The organism is Pseudonocardia kujensis, assembly GCF_021283305.1.
GTDB classification, from domain to species: domain Bacteria; phylum Actinomycetota; class Actinomycetes; order Mycobacteriales; family Pseudonocardiaceae; genus Pseudonocardia; species Pseudonocardia kujensis.
Genome location: NZ_JAJSOK010000109.1, coordinates 1 through 15,743 on the forward strand (window position 1 = coordinate 1; position 15,743 = coordinate 15,743).

The window sequence follows — 15,743 nt, forward strand, 5'->3', positions numbered from 1 at the left end:
GGTGGGAGGCGTCGGCGGTGAAGGCGCGCTCGCGGGCGACGAGACCACCGAGCCGCTCGGCCGTGGTGTCGAGGTCCACGCCGACGGAGTCGATCTCGGGGATGCCGACGCGCGTGGTGCGGGCGGTGAAGTCGCCGTCGCCGAGGCGGCGGGCAGTGGCGGACAGCCGTTCGAGCGGACCGGCGAGCGCGCCCGCCTGGTGGCGGGCGACCAGCCCGACGACGGTCAGCGCGGCCGCCGCCAGCGCGAGCATGACCCCCCACACGAGCCCGATCTGCACGTAGACCTCGGCGGGGCTGGTGGAGACGCGGATGGCGCCGGCCCGCGGGTCGTCCTCACCGAGGATCGGGACGGCCACGACGCCGTCGTCGTCGGTGTCCTGGTGCGCCTCGGAGAGCACCTCGGCGACGGAGTCGTCGCCGCGGTCCGGGCCGGTGCCGAGGATCCGGTTGCCGGCGCGGTCGTAGAGCCCGACGTCGGCGTGTTCGGCGCTCGGGGGCAGGTGCGGCGCGTTGCCGCGGGCGAGGTCGACGGCCACGGTGAGCGCCGCGACGTCCGCGACCTGGTCGAGCTCGCTGGTCTCGTCGTGGGCGAGGTAGGGGACCACGATCGCGGCCAGGGGCAGCCCGAACAGGGCGATGGCCAGCACGGCGGCGCCCAGCGTGAGCACCACGATCCGTTTGCGCACGTCAGCAGAACCTAGTGGCGGAGGTGGTCAGAAGCGGTCGATCGGTCCGACGCCGTGCAGGAGTGCGGTGAGCAGCAACGCGGCGAGGGCGGCGAGGAACAGGAGGCGCAGGATCGCGCGCAGCAGCGTCGCGCGGTCGAGTGTGTCGGGCGGGTCCTCCGGCGGGTCGAGGTCCTCGGTGAGGCGGTCCAGCCGGGCGCGGCTGCGGGCTCGGTAGACGTCGGACAGCCGCTGCCCGGCCTGCTGCACGGTGAGGACCCCGTCGTCGAGGGCGACGCCGATGCGGGCCGCCGCGCACTCCCGGTCGACCTCGTGGACCTCGTCGGCGGGGCGGTCGGCGAACCCGGGGCCCGGAGGCTCCTGCGGGCGTCCGTCGTCGGACCCGGTCGTCAGGGCGTGGCGCCGCTGGTCCGGCGCGCTCACCTCGGTCCCTCCCGGCCTTCGGTCGCGCCGTCCGTCCGCACCACCGCCGTCGCCGTGCCCGAGGCCCGGCCTGCCTCGTCGACCACCTGCACCCCGGTCACGGTAGGCAGGCCCCGGTTAACCGCGACCCTGCTCCGGCAAGGCCACGGCAAAAAGCGCCGTTCCCGGCTCAGCCGGTCCCGGGTGGGTCCAGACGGTAGCCGTGCCCGCGCAGCGTCGTGATCCGCGGGAGCGCGGTGCCGGGCGGCAGGTCGGCCAGGTGCCGGCGCAGCGCGGCGATGTGCACGTCGAGGGTCTTGGTCGAGCGGAACCAGTGCTCGTCCCACACCTCGGACATCAAGGTCTCCCGACTGACGGCGGCCGCCGGCTGCGCCGCCAGCCGGGCGAGCAGTTCGAACTCCTTGGCCCGCAGCAGCAGCTCGGTGCCGGCCGCGAGAACCCGGCGGCCGGCCAGGTCGATCACCAGGTCGCCCAGGACGGTGGTGGTGGCCCCGTCGGTGTCGTCCGGGGCGGCCCGCGAGCCGGTCTCGGCGCGGCGCAGGTGGGCCTGGACCCGGGCGTGCAGCTCGGCCAACCCGACCGGCTTGGTGAGGTAGTCGTCGGCGCCGGCCTCCAGGCCGATGATCACGTCCATCTCCGCGTCCCGGGCCGTCAGCATCACCAGCACGGCGTCGGGTTGGGTGAGCCGCAGATCCCGGCAGACGTCGATCCCGTCCACGTCGGGCAGGCCGAGGTCGAGCAGGACCAGGTCGAACCGGCCGTCGCGCCCCGCCTGCAACGCGTCCCGGCCGCCCGTGCACCACACCACGTCGTGCCCGTGCACGGCCAGGCTGCTGCGCAGGGCACGGCCGATCGTGTCGTCGTCCTCCACGACGAGCAGGCGAGCCATGGGCCGGAGCCTACGACCTCGCCCGTGCCCCGCGCCGATGCGCTCGTCAGCTCTCGACCACGAAGGCCGTGTGATCGGCGCGGACGGGCACGGGCGGCGCACCGGGTACCGGGGTGGCCCGCTCGAGTGCCGCCCAGCCGCTGTCCTCGGCCCGTTCGGCGCGTTCGGCCGCCCCGCCGCCGCGGATCCCGAAGAGCCGCTTCGCGACCACGAGGTACACGACGATCGCGAGGTTGATCACCAAGGTCAGCACCTTGAGCGCCGAGACGCTCCTCGTCAGCTCCCAGATCTCGTAGGGCACGAACACGACGGTGGCGACGAGGGTCAGGTACTCCGCCCAGCGGCGGCCGCGCCACAGCCCGATCGCCTCGACGCCCTCCAGCGCCGCGTAGGCGGCGGCGCCCGCCGCGACGAGGTAGAGGTTGACGGCCGTGACGGAGAACAGGCGTCGGACCTCGTGGACGATCCCGGCCTCGGTGTCGTTCACCGGGCCGCCGAGCCCGCCCTGCAGGTCGGTCAGGATCCGCGAGAACGCGGCGTTCAGGGCGACCTCGTGCGTCGCGAACAGGAGGACGGCCGCGGCCAGCACACCGAGCACCAGGAAGTGCAGGAGCCGGTCCAGCGCGATGAGCCTGAGCACGTAGCGATCGCGCAGCGCCTTGCCCCGCAGCGGCAGGGTCACCTCCTCGCGCTCCGGCGGGTACTGCCTGGCCGGAGTGGTCGGCGGGGGGAGCGCCACCCAGGAGTCGCAGCGCAGGCAGCGGTACCAACGCAGGCCGTCGGCCTCGCGGGCGAACAACACGTCCGCCGGGCGCAGCCGCTCGGCGTCGGTGCCCAACAACTCGTGCCCGTGCAGTCCGCATCCGATCAGCTCGTAGCGCAGCCGGGGGCGGAAGCGTCGGGGCCGCTCGGTCCCCGGCGCCGCCCGCAGCTCCGTCGGCGCGCGTTCGACCGTCCTGCCGTCCACGCGGTGGGGTACCCGGGGACCTCCGCCCCACGCGTGTGATCCGTCGGGGGCGGCCGGTGCCGGCCCCCGCGTCCCGCGTCGACGCCGGGTCATCGCCGGCTGGGGTCGGACGGCCGCGCGACGACCTGGGTCGCTGCCCGGTCGAGAGGGGCGAGGGGCCGGCGCTGCGGGGTCGGCGGCAGGTTCGCGTGGTGCGAGAGCCGCAGCAGGAGGCCGAGCAGGAGGTAGTTGGCGAGCAGGGACGAGCCGCCGTAGGAGAGGAAGGGCGTCGTCAGCCCGGTCTCCGGGATGAGGTTGGTGACGCCGCCGATGACGATGAAGACCTGCAGCCCGATGGTGGCGCCGAGTCCGGCGGCGAGCAGTGTGCCGAAGCCGTCACGCAGGCGCAGCGCGGTCCGGAATGCACGCGCCGCCAGCAGGGCGTAGACGAGCAGGACGGCACTGATCCCGACCAGCCCGAGCTCCTCGCCGATCCCGGAGCCGATGAAGTCGGCGTTGGCCAGCGGGACGAGGTCCGGGCGCCCCTGCCCGAGTCCGGTACCGAACGTGCCGCCGGTGCCGAGCCCGAACAGGGACTGCGAGACCTGGTAGCCACTCCCGGTGTACTCCGCGGTCGGGTCGAGCCAGACCTCGAAGCGCGTCCTCACGTGATCGAAGAGCTCGTAGGCCGCGACCGAGCTGGCGGCGAAGCAGAGCAGGCCGATGAGCACCCAGGAGATCCGGGACGTCGCGACGTAGATCATCACGAGTACCACGCCGAAGATCAGCATGGAGGCGCCGAGCTCGCGCTCGAGGGTCAGCACCCCGACCGCGAGCCCCCACGCGACCAGCAGCGGGGCGAGGTCGCGCAGGCGGGGGAGGACGACCGGACCGACCGTACGGCCGGCGGTGCGGAACAGCTCGCGCTTGGAGACCAGGAACGCGGCCACGAACACGATGACGAAGATCTTGGCGAACTCGCCCGGCTGGATCGAGAAGGGACCGAGGCGCAGCCAGAGCTTGGCGCCGTTGATCTCGGAGAGCCGTGCCGGCAGCAGGCCGGGCAGGGCGAGCAGCGCGAGGCCCGCGAGCCCGAGGGTGTAGGCGTAGCGCGCGAGCACGCGGTGGTCGCGCAGCCGCCAGCAGAGCAGTGCCAGCAGCAGGACACCCGCGGCGGTCCAGACGAGTTGGCGCACGGCGTCGGCGGACGGGGCCGGGGAGCCCGCAGCCGCGGCGGTCGCGGCGGCGGCGAGATCCAGGCGGTGGATCATGACCAGGCCGAGCCCGTTGAGCAGCGCCACGAGCGGGAGCACCAGGGGATCGGCGAAGGGAGCGGTCGCCCGTACGACGAGGTGCGCGAGGACGATGAGGGCGAGGTAGCCGGGCGCGAGGAGAAGGACCTGGGCGGACAGCTGCTGGTTCTGGCCGACCTCGACCAGCACCAGCGCGAGGGTGACGACCGCGCAGGCCAGGATCACGAGCACCAGCTCGATCACGCGGAGTCGCCGCACGGGGACGACCGTGTGGTCGGCGGGGGCGGGGACCTCCGCCGGTACGTCCTGGACCACGCTCCCGAACCTAATGCGGCGAAGGGAAGCGCACGGTAAGGCGACGGCAACGGCACCGTGTGCCCGGCGGCGGTGCGCCCGGCACGGTCGCCACCGGCCGTCGGATTCCCTCTTCCTGCCGTCCGCTCCCGGCCTGGTCACCGGATCCGCGCGACGACGGGAGCTCGGCGGAACGATCAGTGCAGGACGTTCACCGCCCGGGCGACGACCAGGGCCACCGTGGCGAGGGAGACGAGGGCCTGCAGCGTCATCAGCATCTTCGCCCAGCGGCTGAGCGGCATCGTGTCGGTCGGGCTGAAGGCGGTGGCGTTGGTGAAGGACACGTAGAGATAGTCGAGGAACCGCGGCTCCCACTCCCGCTTGTGCGGGTCGTCGCTCTGCATCTGCACGAACTCGAAGTCCGCCTCGTGGCGCAGCCCGTGTGCCCGCGACACCGGTCCTCCCCGGTCGAGCTCCCAGTACCAGATCCCGAAGGCGATGATGTTGGTGAGCCAGATCGCCGCGCCGCTGCTGAGGAGCGCACCTGCGTCGTCGCCGGACCGCCCGGACAGGATGCCCACCACCAGGAGCGTGGCCGACCACGCGTTGGCCAGACTGAGCAGGCCGACCAGCACCAGGCCGGCCGCACGCTGCCAGGCCGATCCGCGGTCGAGCCGCGTCGGTCCGGCGGCCACCAGCCCGAGGAGGACGAGCAGCTCCAGGCCCGGCAGCAGCCAGCGGGAGACGGGCACCAGCCTGTCCGGCAGGGCAAGCTGCAGCGCGATCGCGACCACGACGGCGACGGCGGCCGGCCAGCGGGGTTCGCCGGCGGTCCGGCGCTTCCAGGCGGGGAGCCCGGAGGCGTGCGATGCGTGGCCGTCCGGCCCCAGGTCGGCCTCGAGCCGGGTGAGCTCGCGCCGGATGGTGGCGAGGGCGTGCTGATGGCCGAACTCGTCTTTCCTGTGCCCTACGGGCGGGTCGCCGGAATCACTCGCGCTCATCGTCGGGATTATCGACGGTGGCGGTGTCCCCGCAGCGGCCGGTCCAGCATTTCCGAGGGATCCCGGAAAGACGATCCAGGAATTTCCGACCATCCGGTACCCGCGCACCGCCACGAGCGGGGTCGGCTCCTGTGGCTGCTCGACGCCGCTCGGTACGCCGAGGGTCCGGCCGCGGGCGACCGCCCGCGCCGCACCACGGCCTGATCGCGCCACGCAGGGACGCCGCCGTGCGGCGACGGGCTCGGCCTATACTCGAATGGTTGCGCAATTGCGCCCGATTTTGTTTGCCCGATTTTGTTTGCCCGATTTGTCGGCGCCGGCCGCGTGGTCGGCATGGTCCGGGGCGGACGGGAGGGAGGTGGCCCGTCATGGGTTCGTTGAGCCCCGTGCACTGGCTGATCGTCGTCGGGGTCGTCGTGCTGCTCTTCGGCGCGAAGAAGCTGCCGGACATGGCGCGCGCGGTCGGGCAGTCGGCGCGCGTGCTCGAGGGCGAGATGCGCGGGCTGCGCGAGGACGACCGCGCCGCCGGGGCGCCACCGCGGGACGGCGGCGGGACGGCGACCTGACGACATGTTGCCCGCCGCGGCCGGTCTTCCCCCGCTGCCGCCGCTGACACCGCTGCGGCTGCTCACGGCCTGGCGGTTCGAGCCGGCCGTCGTCGCGGCCTGTCTCGCCCTGGGCGGCAGCTACGCCGCGGGCCTGCGCCGGTGGCACCGCAGCGGCGCCCGGTGGCCGCGCGGCCGGGTGACCGCGTTCGCGCTCGGGGTCCTGCTGCTCGCGCTGGTCGGCCTGTCGTTCCTGGGCGTCTACGACGACACCCTGTTCTGGGTCCGGGCCCTGCAGAACCTCGTGCTGCTCATGGTCGCGCCGCTGTTCCTGGCGGTGGGGGCGCCGCTGACGCTGGCCGCGGCGGCCGTGCCGGACCGATGGCGGCCGAGGATGCGCCGCTGGTTCCACGGGCGCACGGCGCAGGTGCTGACGTTCCCGTTCACGGTGACGATCCTGCTCGTGGTCCCGCTGCTGGTGCTCTACCTGGGCCCGCTCTACGAGCAGACGTTGCGCAGCGGGGTCGTGTCCGGGCTCGTCTCGGCGGTGATCGGGACGTGCGGTTTCGTGTACTTCTGGACGCGGTTCCGGATCGACCCGACGCCGCGCGCCGGCTCGTACCTCGTCACCCTGTGGATCACCGGGGTGGAGATGGTGGGCGACGCCGTGCTCGGCGTCGTGCTCTGGCTCGGGCCGATCGTGGCCGAGGCGTGGTACGCGGCCCGGGGCTGGGGCCCGGGGCTGCGCACCGACCAGCTGATCGGTGCCGGGATCCTGTGGATCGGCGGCGACGTCGTCGGGTTGCCGTTCGTGGGTGTGGTGCTGCACCGTTTCACGCGCGAGGAGGAGCACAAGGCGCGCGAGATCGACGCCAGGCTCGACCGCGAGGAAGCGGAGGCAGCCCGCGATGCCGCAGCGATGTCCGCCGAGAAGCCCGCCGGGAGGTCCGCCGCCGGGTCCGAGCCCGGCCCCCCGCCGCAGCGGTCACGGTTGTGGTGGGAGGACGACCCGCAGCTGGCCGAGCGGTTCCGCCGCCGACCCTGACCGGGGCCCGACCGCTGCGGCTGTGACGGTCGTGACGGCCGTGACGGTCGTGGTGGTCGCCCTCGTGCTGCCGGCGCGGCGCAGCCGTCGGCCGCACCGGCCCTCGCGAGTCGTGCCCGGCGGGCGGGCCGCTACTTCACGCACGGGATCCCGCCGGTGACGATCGAGCCGGACCCGGGGCCCGGCGGAGCCGGGGCCGCCGGTGTGGGTGACTGCGCCGGCGGCGGCGTGGACGCCGCGGTGGGAGCGACGTAGTCCGCCCCGAGGATCACGTGCAGGTGGCCGGACGGCAGCCCGGGTTCGCTGGTCGTCGACCTGATCCCGAGAAGGTTCGCGAGGGCCGCGGCGGCGGGCTGGTCGCCGGCGGCGTAGTCGACCGTGCTGTGGCCCCGCCGGGACGCGTCGTCGGTCTGCCCGAGCTGGTAGCCGGCCGGGGTCACCAGGGCGCCGGCGGTGGCGGCCAGCCCGTTGCGGCCGTTCGCGTTGGTGATGTCCACGGTGCGTCCGCCGGCCCCGGCTGCCGCCGCAGCGGGAGCCGCCGCCCCGTCGGACGGTGGGGAGCCGGACGGTGGGGAGCCGGCCGGTGGGGAGCCGGCCGGTGGGGAGTCGGCCGGTGGGGAGTCGGCGAACAGGCCCTGCACGGTGCGGCGGACGGTGGCCGGGTCGACGATGTTGACGTCCTCCCCGGCGGGGTCCTGGCCGAAGTGGTCGACGGGCAGGGTCGTGAAGGAGATGTTCCCCGAGGCCAGGTCGCCCGCGTGGCCCAGCAGGGACAGCAGGTCCAGCCCGGGGTCGATCGCGGTGTTCTGGCGGGCGACGGCGAGCAGGCCGTCGAGCCGGGTGGGGTCGGTGAAGGTGCCGGCCTGCCTGAGCTGGTAGGCGAGGGAGGCGATGAAGGCCTGCTGGCGGCGTTCGCGGTCGAGGTCGGTGAAGTTCAGGCCGGGGTGGACGTAGTCGCGGCGCTGGCGGACGAAAGCGACGGCCTGTGCGGCGTCGATCTGCTGGTAGCCCTGGTGGAAGTTCGCCCCGGAGTAGTCGTCCTGGGTGTCCTCGTCCACGCAGACGGTGATGGGCTGGACGACCTGCGCGATCTGGTAGAAGGCGACCATCGTGACCTCGACGAAGTGGTCGACGGGCACCGCGAGGAACTGGCTGACGGTGGTGATCTCGGCGTTGCGGCCTGCGTCGCGGCTGGCCTGCTCGAGGCGTGTGGGGTCGGTGACGCCCGAGGCGGTGAGGCTGCGGTGTTCCTGGTCGTACGCCAGCCCGTACGCCTGCTTGATCTTGCCCTTGGCCACGCCGTCGGGAGCACCGGGCAGGTCGACGTAGTCGTCGCGGGGTACCGAGACCGCGTTCGCGGGACCGCCGCCCGCCGGGAGGTGCACGAGCATGAGCACGTTCGCGTTGTGGCCGCCGTTGTCGGCGGTACCGGCGTCCAGCGCGTCGTAGAGGGCCGGCGGGAGCGGGTCGCCGTTCTCGTCGAGCCTGCTGTCCAGGCCCATGACCAGGATGTTCTGGTCGGCGGTGCCGGAGGCCAGGCCGTTCAGCGCCCCCGAGCGGCGGACCGCGGTGTCGAGGTCGTGGTACCGGGTCCAGGCATAGCCAGTGGCGACCAGGACGAGGACCGACGTGATCGCGAGAACGGCGCGGAACCAACGGAACCGACGGCCGGCCCGGCCCCGCCGGGGCGGGCCCGCGGCAGCCCCGGGGCGACCCGCGGTACGGCGGGGCGGCGGCGGCGACACCGGGCCCGGCTGCGGTGGCCGCGGTTCCTGGGGGTGGGGCTGCTGCCGGCTCGGCCGCGGTGAGCGTGCCTGCGGTGGGCGAGGCCGCGCCGGACGGGGCTGCTGTGGGCGGGGACCCGGCACGTCGGGGCCGAGGGGTGGCAGGGCGCGGTTGCGCGGTACACCCGACGACGCTGTCGGCCCCGGTCGCGCCCGCCCGCCGCGGGGCTCGCCGGCGGCGCCCCGGCTGTGGGGGCGGGTCCGCGGGGTCCCGTCCGGCACGTCGGCTCCTTCCATGATCGGCCGGTTCGGGACCCGGTCGTCTCGCGTGTCGATCCTACGGTTCGAAAATCCCGCACGAGGGCGGACAATGAGCGCTCCGTCGCGTATTCGAGCATCCGGATCCTATCGTCCCGGGTTGTCGACCAGCACTGCGTGTCCAGGGCGAAGAATTAGCCGTGGGCTGTCCTCCCGTTAACTTCGGGCGAATCGGAGAACAGTCCTCCTCCGGGTCGTGAACGGGACGACGGCCCCGACTCGCCCCACCGGCTTCCGCCGATTCTCGCCGCGAATTGCGGAGCATTCGGGAATGGTTCGAGTCTCCCGGCCGACCGGAGCGGTCCGCGCCGTCGTGGCGGTCGTCAGCGGCCGGCTCACGGCCTGGCTGCAGCGCCCGCTGGCCTCGTTCACCCTCCTCGTCGGGCTGTTCGGGCTGCTGACGGTGACCGGTCTGGTCATGGTGCTGTCCGCGTCGAGCGTCGAGTCACTGCTCCAGAGCGGATCGTCGTACGGGGTGTTCGCCCGGCAGCTGGCGTTCTGCGCGGCAGGCCTGGTGCTGTTCGTGCTCGGGATGCGGGTCGACCCGGCCTGGCTGCGGCGGGCGTCGCCGGTCCTGCTGCTGGGCGGTCTGGTGCTGCTCGCCGGGGTCCTGGTGCCGGGGGTGGGTACGGCCATCGCGGGTGCCCGCAAGTGGTACTCGGTGGCGGGGCTGTCGTTCCAGCCGTCGGAGCCGGCGAAGATCGCACTGGCGCTCTGGGGTGCACACATCCTCGCCCGGCTGCGTCGCCCGCGGTGGAAGGACCTGCTCTCACCGTTGCTGCCGGTCGCCGTCCTCATGCTGACGCTGGTCGTCCTGGAGCCGGACCTCGGCACGGCGGTGTCCCTCGCGATCCTGGTGCTCGCGCTGCTCTACTTCGGGGGCGCCCCGGGCCGGCTGCTCGCCGCGATCGGCGGCGGGGGCCTGGTCGGTGTCGTCCTGCTCGGCCTGACCGCCGGGTACCGGCACAGTCGCATCGCCTCGTACCTGAACCCGGACACCGCCGACCCGTTGGGCGCGGCGTACCAGTCGACGCAGGCCCTGTACTCGCTCAGCGACGGCGGCTGGTTCGGGCAGGGCCTCGGCCAGGGGGCGTCGAAGTGGAGCTACCTGCCCAACGCGTCGAACGACTTCGTCTTCGCCATCCTCGGCGAGGAGCTCGGCACGATCGGCGGCCTGCTGCTCATCGGCCTGTTCGCCGCCCTCGCCTACGTGGGGCTGCGGATCGCGGCACGCACCCGCGACCGTTGGCTGCAGATCGTGGCGGCCACCCTGACCACATGGCTCGTCGGCCAGGCGGCCATCAACATCGGCTATGTCGTGGGGCTGCTCCCGGTGACCGGGATCCCGCTACCGATGATCTCCTCCGGTGGCACGTCGCTTGTCGTCACGATGTTCGCCTTCGGGATCCTGGCCGGGGCCGCCTGCCGCGAGCCCGAGGCCGCCGCGGTGCTGCACCGCGGCCAGGCTCCGTTCCTGGCCCGACTCGTGGGGGCGAACGGGCATGGCCGGTCGACGGACGGGGAATACCGCCGGGGTCGATCACGGCGCTGAGGAGGTTTCACATGGGGCTCATCATCGGGTTGCTGGTGTTGTGGGTGGTCCTGGCGATCGTCGGTTTCGCCGTGAAGTCGCTGCTGTGGCTGGCGATCGCGGCGATCGTGCTGTTCGTGGTGACCGGGATCTTCGGCGCGGTCCGCCGACGCGCAGCCCGCTGACGCCGGCGGCGGCGACCGGCGGCCGCCCGTCGTCGCCGCGCCGAGATCGGCGGCGTCGAGGGCGACCCGGGGACCGGGGCACACCCGGTGTCGGGTATCGGCTTCCTACAGCGGTGTGTGGGCCACCGAGTCGCCCGCGATGGTGAGCAGCAGCCGGTCCTGCGTCCCGCCGCCGAAGTCGGGGTACGGGATGCCGAGGTACATCTGCGAGATCGCGTCGATGTTCTCGCGGGCGCGCCCTCCGTGGTCCTCGCGACCACCCGGCCGCGCACCCCGTAGTAGCGGGCGGGACGGGAGATCCGGCGCGGCAGGAGGCCGACGGAAGGAGCGCGCTGTGGCTGCGGAACCGAGGAGCGCGGCACCCGCGTGGCCCGATCTGCGGGTCGCGGACTGGACGGACACGCGGGACACCCTGCACATGTGGACCCAGATCGTGGGCAAGGTCCGGATGCTGCACTCGCCGCTGGTCAACCACTGGTGGCAGGTGACGCTGTACGTCAGCCCCCGCGGGCTGACCACGTCGTCGATCCCGTACGGCGCGGGCGCGTTCGACATCGAGTTCGACTTCGTCGGTCGGCGGCTCGAGGTCCGCAGCAGCGACGGCGGGACGGGCGGGTTCGCGCTGCGTCCGATGTCGGTCGCCGACTTCTTCGGCGAGACGATGGCCGTGCTCGGCCGGCTGGGCGTCGAGGCACCGATCCGCCCGGTCCCGAACGAGGTGGACCCGGCCGTCCCGTTCCCCGACGACCACGCCCACGCGTCCTACGACGGCGAGGCGGCCGAGCTGTTCTGGCGGCAGCTGTTGCAGGCGAACCGCCTGATCGGCGGGTTCCGGTCGCGCTTCGTGGGCAAGGTCAGCCCCGTCCAGTTCTTCTGGGGCGCGATGGACCTGGCCTGCACCCGGTTCTCCGGGCGTCCCGCCCCGCCGCACCCGGGAGGGGCGCCGAACTGCGGGGACTGGGTGATGGTCGAGGGCTACTCCCACGAGCTGTCCAGCTGCGGGTTCTGGCCCGGCGGCGGGGCGGAGGGCGCCTTCTACGCCTACGCCTATCCCGCGCCGGACGGGTTCTCCGTGTACCCGGTCGAGGCGGAGGGCGCCTTCAGCACCGAGTTCCAGCAGTTCGTGCTGCCCTACGAGGCCGCGCGCACCGCCGACGACCCGGATCGGGTGGTGCAGGAGTTCCTGCAGGGCACCTACGAGGCAGCGGCCGAGCTCGGCAAGTGGGACCGTGCCGCGCTGGAGGTCGACCCCGGGCGGTGGGGGCACTGCACGGGGTGAGGCGTGCGTACGGCGGTCACGGGGCTCACCTCCTCCGGTGGTGTCACGGCGAGCCGCACCGCATCGGCACGGGAGTCGTCCCGACCAGCCGTGTACCCGGACGGTGGCGGCCGCCGGTCACGTGCGAGGGCGACCGGCGCGCGATGATCACTCCCGTGCTGGCGGTGCCCCGGGACTGGTCCGACCTGACGCCCATGTGGCTCGGTGCGGCCCTGGGCCGGACCGTCGCGCGCGCCCGCGTCACCGACGTCGTCGACGGCACGAACTCCCGCGCGGTCGTCGAGCTGGAGTACGTGGGTCCCGCCGGGCCGCCGCGGGTGTTCGTCAAGCGGGAGGGCCGGTGGCTCAACCGGCTGGCCCTGACCGCGCTCGGCGCACGCGAGGCCGAGGCGGACCTCGTCGCGCGCGGTCCGGCCCTGCCGCTGGAGCACCCGGCGTTCCACGCCGCGGCGACGGACCGCCGTCGGCTCGCCGCCGTGGTCGTCATGGAGGACGTCACCCTCCGCGGCGGGCGCCCGAACAGCGCGCTCGCGCCGCTGACCGTCGAGCAGGTCGCCGCCGGGCTGGGCGAACTGGCCCGTCTGCACGCGAGGTTCTGGGATGCTCCGTTGCCGTCGTTCGTGCGTCCGTGGCGCCTGGGGCCCGCCTGGGCCCCCGTCGCGCGGGCCGGTTTCGTCCATGCGCTGCGGAAGCTGCGGCGGGCCGGTCATCCCCTCGGGCTCGGCGCCGCGGAGCTCGAGCGGGGGTTCCGGGGCTGGGCACGGATCGCCGCCGCCGGCCCGCAGACGCTCCTGCACGGCGATCCCCACCCCGGCAACACCTACACGGTCGGGGCCACCGTCGGCTTCTACGACTGGCAGCTGGTGCGTTCCGGCAGCTGGGTGCACGACGTCGGCTACTTCCTCGCCTCCAGCCTCACCGTCGCCGACCGGCGCGCGCACGAGCGTGCGCTGCTGGCCGGCTACCTCGACGCCCTCGGCCGTCGCCCCGCCGACGCCTGGCGGCTGTACCGACGCACCCCGGTGTTCGGGCTCGGGTCCTGGCTGCAGACCTGGGCGGCGGGCACGTTCCAGCCGCCCGACATCTGCCTCGCGACGATCGAGCGCTTCGCCGCCGCCCATCACGACGCCCGGCGGGACCCCGGCTGAGGTTCTCGCGACGGGAGCGGGCCTCGAGCCGTCGGCCGTTCGGTCGAGCGGGCCCGGCCGCGAGCTGGGCGGACCGGCCGAACTTGCCGCGAGACGACGGCCGGCTGTCACATCGGGCGGGATCGAGACGTCCAGAGGGGGAGCTCATCGCGCCGGCAGGGGGGAGCGGTGAGGTGGGCGGCCCGGCCCGTCACCGAGCGCCCTCGGTGGCGGGCCGGCGCGCGTCCGGGTCGGGGAGGGCGGCCGTCGGCCCGCCACGGGGCGCCCGCGTCAGGCGTCCCGGGCCGGGGCCGGGGCGGGGTGGCCGGGGAGGTCGGTGGGGATCACGCCCGGGAGGCCCAGCTCGGCGAGGATCTCCGGTCCGTGCTCGCCGAGCCGGGGCGCCGGCCGGAGGTCGACGCGCGCGGTCCCGGCGAAGTCGACGGGGAACCGGGCGTAGCGCAGCGGCCCCTCGACGGGGTGCAGCACGTCCTCGAAGGTGCCCGTCGCGCGCAGGTGCTCGTCATGGAAGAGCTGGGGCACGGTGAGCACCGGCATCGCCGGGATGCCGCGCTCGTCGAAGGCGGCCAGCCACTCCGCCGTGGGGCGCGTGCGCACCTCCTCCTCGAGCAGCCGGTAGAGCTCGTCGATGTGCACGGTGCGGAGGGTGATGGTGCGGAAGCGGGGATCGGCCGCGAGCTCCGGCCTGCCCACGAGCTCGAAGAACGCCCGCCACTGCGCGTCCGTGTAGACCATGACGCCGATGTGGCCGTCGGCGGTCCGGTACGGCCTGCGGTACGGGGAGTCGGTCCGCGCGTATCCCGCGGGCCCCCGCGGCGGGTCGAAGACGTAGCCGCCCTGCTGGTCGAGCAGGGTGAACGCGACCATCGTCTCCATCATCGGCACCTCGATCGCGGCGCCGCGTCCGGTGCGTTCCCGCCGGTACAGCGCGGCGGCGATCGCGCCGACGGCCAGCAGCCCGGTCGCCTTGTCGGCGACCGGCGTGCGGACGTACGCCGGTCCGTCCGGGCCGCCCTGCACGGCGGCGAGGCCGGACGAGGCCTGGATGACGTCGTCGTACGCGGCCTTGTCGCGGTAGGGGCCGGCACTCGAGAACCCGCGCACCACGCAGTACACGGTGCGCGGACTCGCGGCGAGCACGTCCCCGGCGCCCAGCCCGAGCCGCGTCACCGCATCGGGCCGCATGTTGTGGACGAACACGTCGCCGGTGCGGACCAGGCTCAGCAGGACGTCCCGCTCGGCCGGCCGCTTCAGGTCCAGCACGATGCTGCGCTTGCCCCGGTTCGCGTTGAGGAACACCGGGCCCAGGCCCGTCCCGTTCTCGTCGCCGACGTAGCGGACGACGTCCCCGCCGGGCGCCTCGACCTTGATGACGTCGGCACCCATCTGCGCGAGCAGCAGCGTGCAGTACGGCCCCATGAAGGTCGTGGTCAGATCGACCACCCGCACCCCGGCGAGCGGGGCCTGCTCCGTGTCCTCGGGAGACATGCGGTGCCGCCCCTCCTGCCGTCCGTTCGAGCTCGTCCGCCGACCACCGTGCCGCACGGGGTGGCGGAGATCCAGGGCCGGCGACGGTGGTCCTGGTGCTGCTCGCCGCGCTCGGCGTGCCCTCCCGTCAGACATCCCATGGCGTAGGGGTGTCAAGCGGCGGCGGTGTCGTGGTGGGCCCAGGCGGTGGTCTCGTCGTAGTGGGTGCGGGTCTTGAGGCATCCGTGGAGGATCCCGACGAGCCGGTTGCCGAGTTGGCGGAGCGCGGCGTGGTGCCCGATCCGACGGGCGCGTAGAGCGTCGTAGTAGGCGCGGGCGCCTGGTGAGCCGTTCAGCGAGCAGAACGCCCACTGGTGCACCGCGTCGCCGAGGCGCCGGTTGCGTGCGTAGCGGGCCAGCACGACGGTCTTGCGGCCGGAGGCGCGGGTGATCGGGGAGGTCCCGGCGTAGTTCTTGCGCGCTCGTGCGTCGCGGTAGCGGTGTGGGTCGTCCCCGAACTCGGCGAGCACCCGGGCCCCGAGAGTCTCGCCCAGCCCGGGCAGGCTGGTGTAGATCTGGAGCGTCCGGGTGCCGGCCAAAACCCTGACCGATCACCTCTTCGAGCCCTGGGAGCTGCCCGGACAGCGCCGCGAGCAGACGTGCCTGGGTCAGCGCGATGGTCGCGTAGGCGGCCTCGACCGGCGCCGGTTGGCGCAACACCGGCGCGCGAAGCGCTGTCTGGATGGCTTCCGCGCGGGCCTCGACGCTGCGGCGGCGGTGACGCTTGAGGATGGAGGCGATCTTCGCCCGGGACAGTCGGGCGGCCCGGTCGGGGTTCGGGGCCCGCTCGAGCAACTCGACCGCGTCCGGGTCGGTGAGGTCAAGCTTGCCCGCGGTCAACGCGTCGAGCAGTCCCGGGTGGTATTCGCGCAGCGCCTGGCGCAGACGCTGCAGGTGGCGGGTCCGGTCCCAGATCAGGCTCTGGTGAGTGCGGGCGACCAGCTTGA

General features: G+C 73.8%; 16 protein-coding genes. 7 read left to right on the forward strand and 9 right to left on the reverse strand.

The window, feature by feature from the left end; translation table 11 throughout:
- The 6 genes from LWC35_RS40715 to LWC35_RS37250 all read right to left on the reverse strand — a co-directional run.
- Positions 1-688: HAMP domain-containing protein (locus LWC35_RS40715; RefSeq protein ID WP_232875213.1), on the reverse strand; the 688-nt coding region annotated here is incomplete at its 3' end.
- 27 nt (positions 689-715) lie between these two features.
- Positions 716-1,111, reverse strand: coding sequence for a DUF1707 domain-containing protein (locus LWC35_RS37230; protein WP_232875214.1), 396 nt, complete (start codon positions 1,109-1,111; stop codon positions 716-718).
- A 169-nt stretch (positions 1,112-1,280) separates the two neighbouring features.
- Positions 1,281-2,000, reverse strand: coding sequence for a response regulator transcription factor (locus tag LWC35_RS37235; RefSeq protein ID WP_232875215.1), 720 nt, complete (start codon positions 1,998-2,000; stop codon positions 1,281-1,283).
- Between the two features lie 46 nt (positions 2,001-2,046).
- Complete coding sequence (locus LWC35_RS37240; protein WP_232875216.1) at positions 2,047-2,967, reverse strand: DUF2127 domain-containing protein; 921 nt, start codon at positions 2,965-2,967, stop codon at positions 2,047-2,049.
- An 89-nt stretch (positions 2,968-3,056) separates the two neighbouring features.
- Complete coding sequence (locus LWC35_RS37245; RefSeq protein WP_232875217.1) at positions 3,057-4,514, reverse strand: FtsW/RodA/SpoVE family cell cycle protein; 1,458 nt, start codon at positions 4,512-4,514, stop codon at positions 3,057-3,059.
- 176 nt (positions 4,515-4,690) lie between these two features.
- Positions 4,691-5,494: a DUF1345 domain-containing protein gene (locus LWC35_RS37250; protein ID WP_232875218.1), complete on the reverse strand. Its 804-nt coding sequence runs from the start codon at positions 5,492-5,494 to the stop codon at positions 4,691-4,693.
- A 368-nt stretch (positions 5,495-5,862) separates the two neighbouring features.
- Here LWC35_RS37250 and tatA point away from each other — a divergent pair, with 368 nt between their 5' ends.
- Positions 5,863-6,060, forward strand: a complete 198-nt coding sequence (tatA, locus tag LWC35_RS37255) for a Sec-independent protein translocase subunit TatA (RefSeq protein WP_372463170.1) — start codon at positions 5,863-5,865, stop codon at positions 6,058-6,060.
- 4 nt (positions 6,061-6,064) lie between these two features.
- The gene (locus tag LWC35_RS37260) at positions 6,065-7,084 is read left to right on the forward strand and encodes a cytochrome c oxidase assembly protein (protein WP_232875219.1); all 1,020 of its coding nucleotides are present in this window, start codon (positions 6,065-6,067) and stop codon (positions 7,082-7,084) included.
- Positions 7,085-7,215: 131 nt separating this feature from the next.
- On the opposite strand, the gene LWC35_RS37265 is transcribed toward LWC35_RS37260, so the two are convergent.
- Entirely contained in the window at positions 7,216-8,829 is a 1,614-nt protein-coding gene (locus tag LWC35_RS37265; RefSeq protein WP_232875220.1) for an LCP family protein, read from the reverse strand.
- 568 nt (positions 8,830-9,397) lie between these two features.
- Here LWC35_RS37265 and ftsW point away from each other — a divergent pair.
- The 4 genes from ftsW to LWC35_RS37285 all read left to right on the forward strand — a co-directional run bounded on the left by ftsW (position 9,398) and on the right by LWC35_RS37285 (position 13,269).
- Positions 9,398-10,678, forward strand: a complete 1,281-nt coding sequence (gene ftsW, locus LWC35_RS37270; RefSeq protein WP_232875221.1) for a putative lipid II flippase FtsW — start codon at positions 9,398-9,400, stop codon at positions 10,676-10,678.
- Positions 10,679-10,689: 11 nt separating this feature from the next.
- A complete protein-coding gene (locus tag LWC35_RS37275; RefSeq protein ID WP_232875222.1) occupies positions 10,690-10,842 on the forward strand; it encodes a hypothetical protein in 153 nt (50 codons plus the stop codon).
- A 334-nt stretch (positions 10,843-11,176) separates the two neighbouring features.
- Positions 11,177-12,121, forward strand: coding sequence for a DUF5996 family protein (locus LWC35_RS37280; protein WP_232875223.1), 945 nt, complete (start codon positions 11,177-11,179; stop codon positions 12,119-12,121).
- A 143-nt stretch (positions 12,122-12,264) separates the two neighbouring features.
- On the forward strand, positions 12,265-13,269 hold the full coding sequence (locus LWC35_RS37285) for a phosphotransferase (protein ID WP_232875224.1): 1,005 nt from the start codon (positions 12,265-12,267) through the stop codon (positions 13,267-13,269).
- Between the two features lie 270 nt (positions 13,270-13,539).
- On the opposite strand, the gene LWC35_RS37290 is transcribed toward LWC35_RS37285, so the two are convergent.
- On the reverse strand, positions 13,540-14,757 hold the full coding sequence (locus LWC35_RS37290; RefSeq protein WP_232875225.1) for a CaiB/BaiF CoA transferase family protein: 1,218 nt from the start codon (positions 14,755-14,757) through the stop codon (positions 13,540-13,542).
- Between the two features lie 152 nt (positions 14,758-14,909).
- Positions 14,910-15,335 (reverse strand): transposase, encoded by a 426-nt coding sequence (locus tag LWC35_RS37295; protein WP_232875226.1) that lies wholly within the window; start codon positions 15,333-15,335, stop codon positions 14,910-14,912.
- On the opposite strand from LWC35_RS37295, the gene LWC35_RS37300 reads away from it, so the two are divergent.
- Positions 15,325-15,743: hypothetical protein (locus LWC35_RS37300; RefSeq protein ID WP_232875227.1), on the forward strand; the 419-nt coding region annotated here is incomplete at its 3' end. The genes LWC35_RS37295 and LWC35_RS37300 overlap by 11 nt on opposite strands.

Bases quoted from the DNA above. Each gene is read 5' to 3' on its own strand.
- LWC35_RS37235 (WP_232875215.1), bottom strand. From the start codon at position 2,000: ATGGCTCGCCTGCTCGTCGTGGAGGACGACGACACGATCGGCCGTGCC.
- LWC35_RS37250 (WP_232875218.1), bottom strand. From the start codon at position 5,494: ATGAGCGCGAGTGATTCCGGCGACCCGCCCGTAGGGCACAGGAAAGAC.
- tatA (WP_372463170.1), top strand. From the start codon at position 5,863: ATGGGTTCGTTGAGCCCCGTGCACTGGCTGATCGTCGTCGGGGTCGTC.
- LWC35_RS37260 (WP_232875219.1), top strand. From the start codon at position 6,065: ATGTTGCCCGCCGCGGCCGGTCTTCCCCCGCTGCCGCCGCTGACACCG.
- ftsW (WP_232875221.1), top strand. From the start codon at position 9,398: ATGGTTCGAGTCTCCCGGCCGACCGGAGCGGTCCGCGCCGTCGTGGCG.
- LWC35_RS37275 (WP_232875222.1), top strand. From the start codon at position 10,690: ATGGGGCTCATCATCGGGTTGCTGGTGTTGTGGGTGGTCCTGGCGATC.
- LWC35_RS37285 (WP_232875224.1), top strand. From the start codon at position 12,265: ATGATCACTCCCGTGCTGGCGGTGCCCCGGGACTGGTCCGACCTGACG.
- LWC35_RS37290 (WP_232875225.1), bottom strand. From the start codon at position 14,757: ATGTCTCCCGAGGACACGGAGCAGGCCCCGCTCGCCGGGGTGCGGGTG.